This is a genomic window from Pseudonocardia sp. KRD291 (assembly GCF_019263595.1).
GTDB lineage: Bacteria > Actinomycetota > Actinomycetes > Mycobacteriales > Pseudonocardiaceae > Pseudonocardia.
Map to the genome: position 1 here is coordinate 1 of NZ_JADQDD010000473.1, position 2,480 is coordinate 2,480.

2 protein-coding genes are annotated in these 2,480 nt (G+C 72.5%); both read left to right on the top strand.

Annotated features, from left to right (window positions below; all coding sequences use genetic code 11):
- Positions 1-846, top strand: an 846-nt coding sequence (locus tag I4I78_RS31870; protein WP_218615223.1) for an MFS transporter, incomplete at its 5' end; no start/stop codon positions are given.
- Positions 843-2,204 (top strand): LLM class flavin-dependent oxidoreductase, encoded by a 1,362-nt coding sequence (locus I4I78_RS31875; RefSeq protein WP_218615224.1) that lies wholly within the window; start codon positions 843-845, stop codon positions 2,202-2,204. The genes I4I78_RS31870 and I4I78_RS31875, both read left to right, overlap by 4 nt.
- Positions 2,205-2,480: the final 276 nt, after the last annotated feature.

Genomic DNA, 2,480 nt, shown 5'->3' on the forward strand with positions numbered 1-2,480 from the left:
TCGGCCGGGATGCTGCTCGCCTCCGGGGTGTTCGCCGCCGTGCGCGGCTCGATGGACGAACAGACGTTCCTGGCGTGGGGCTGGCGGATCCCGTTCCTGCTCAGCATCGTGCTGGTCGGGGTGGGTCTGGCGATCCGGCTGACGCTGCCGGACCCGAAGGTGTTCACCGACGCCCGCGACCGCGGCGAGCTCTCGAAGCGCCCGGTCGTCGAGGTGCTGCGCACCGAGCGTCGCAACGTGTTTCTCACGATCGGCATGCGGATCGCGCAGAACTCGCTCTACGTGCTGGCGACGACGTTCGCGCTGACCTACCTGACGCAGGCCGGCAGCGGGGCCTCGCCGAACGCCGGGCTCACCGCCGTGATCGTCGCCTCGGCGATCGGGCTGTTCAGCACGCCGCTGTGGGCGATGCTGTCCGACCGGGTCGGGCGCAGGCCGGTGTACCTGGGCGGCGCGATCGGGTCGGCGGCGTTCCTGGGGATCTTCTTCCTGCTGCTCGACACCGGGTCCACGTGGTTGATCGTGCTGGCCATGGTGCTGCTGGTGAACGTCTTCCACGACGCCATGTACGGCCCGCAGGCCGCCTGGTACAGCGAGCTGTTCTCCACCCGCGTGCGCTACAGCGGCGCGTCGCTGGGCTACCAGGTCGGGTCGGTGGTCGCCGGTACCGCGCCGTTGGTCGCGACGGCGCTGCTGCTGGCCGGTGGTGGGCGGCCGTGGCTGATCTGGGCGTTCTTCCTGGTGCTGTCCGCGATCACGATCACCGCGACCGTGCTCGCGCCGGAGACCCACCGCGCGGGGATGGCCGATGCGGGCACCACGTCGGATGACAGGGTCGACGCGTGAGCCGCATCCTGCTGAACGCGTTCGACATGGCCTGCGTGGGCCACCAGTCCGCCGGTCTCTGGCGCCACCCGAGCGACGAGGGGGAGCGCTACAAGGACCTGGACTACTGGACGGACCTCGCCCGCCTGCTCGAGGACGCCGGCTTCGACGCACTGTTCCTCGCCGACGTGCTCGGCGTCTACGACGTCTACGGCGGGTCCCGCGACGCCGCCGTCCGCGCCGCGGCGCAGGTGCCGGTCAACGACCCGGTGCTCGCGGTCCCGGCGATGGCCGCGGTCACCGAGCGGCTCGGGTTCGGCGTGACGGTGTCGGTCTCCTACGAGCACCCCTACGCGCTGGCCCGCCGGATGACCACGCTGGACCACCTCACGAAGGGCCGGGTGGCCTGGAACGTCGTCACGTCCTATCTGGACAGTGCGGCGCGCAACCTGGGCCGCGACGCGCAGGTGCCGCACGACGAGCGCTACGACATGGCCGAGGAGTACCTGCAGGTCTGCTACAAGCTGTGGGAGGGGTCCTGGGAGGACGACGCCGTCGTCCGCGACCGGGAGCGCGGCGTGTTCACCGACCCGTCCAAGGTGCACGACGTCGACCACCACGGGAAGTGGTTCGACGTGCCCGGCCCGTTCCTGTGCGAGCCGTCGCCGCAGCGCACCCCGGTGATCTTCCAGGCCGGTGCGTCGCCGCGCGGGGCGGCGTTCGCCGGGGCGCACGCGGAGGCGGTGTTCGTGTCCGGGCCGAGCCCGGCCGTGGTGCGGCGCTCGGTCGACGCCGTCCGCGAGCGGGCCGCCGAGGCCGGCCGCGACCCGTCGTCGGTGAAGGTGTTCACGATGCTCACCGCGATCACCGGCGAGACCGACGAGGCGGCGCTCGCCAAGCGTGACGAGTACGTGTCGCTGGTCAGCCCGGAGGCGGCGCTGGCGTTGTTCGGCGGGTGGTCCGGAGTGGACCTCGCCGGGGCGCCGGTGGAGCAGAAGCTGGAGTATGTCGCCACCGACTCGACCCGCTCCGCACTCGCGTCGTTCACCGGCCCGGACCGGGACTGGACGGTCGGTGAGCTGGCCGAGTTCATCACCGTCGGGGGCCGCGGTCCGGTCGTCGTCGGGTCCGGGGCGAGGGTCGCCGACGAGATGGAGCGCTGGGTCGACGAGGCCGGTGTGGACGGCTTCAACCTGGCCTATGCCGTCACACCGGGGACGTTCGCCGACATCGCGGAGCACGTCGTCCCGGAGCTGCGCAGGCGCGGACGGCTGCCGGAGACCTCGGAGAAGATCGGGTCGACCCTGCGCGAGCGGCTCGGCACCGGCGACGGGCCGCGCCTGGCGGCGGGACACCCCGGATCCGCCCACCGCCGCTGACGCCGGTCCCCGGGCCCGGCCGGGACCAGATGTGGCCTGGACCGCACCCGGGCCCGGACGCGTGTCATCCGGTCGGGTTCGACCGCCGCACCGGCGGGTGAACTCCGCAGGTCGCTGACCGTCCCGACCCCCTTTCCATGATCACCTCGTCGGGTCGGTCGCGATCATCGGGGGACGAAGATGTGGGGTGCGCTCGCCCGCTCGGGCGTGCTGCTGGTGACGGTCGGGCTGGCACTGGGCGGGCCGGGTGCCGTGCCGGAGCCTTCGGCACTGTCC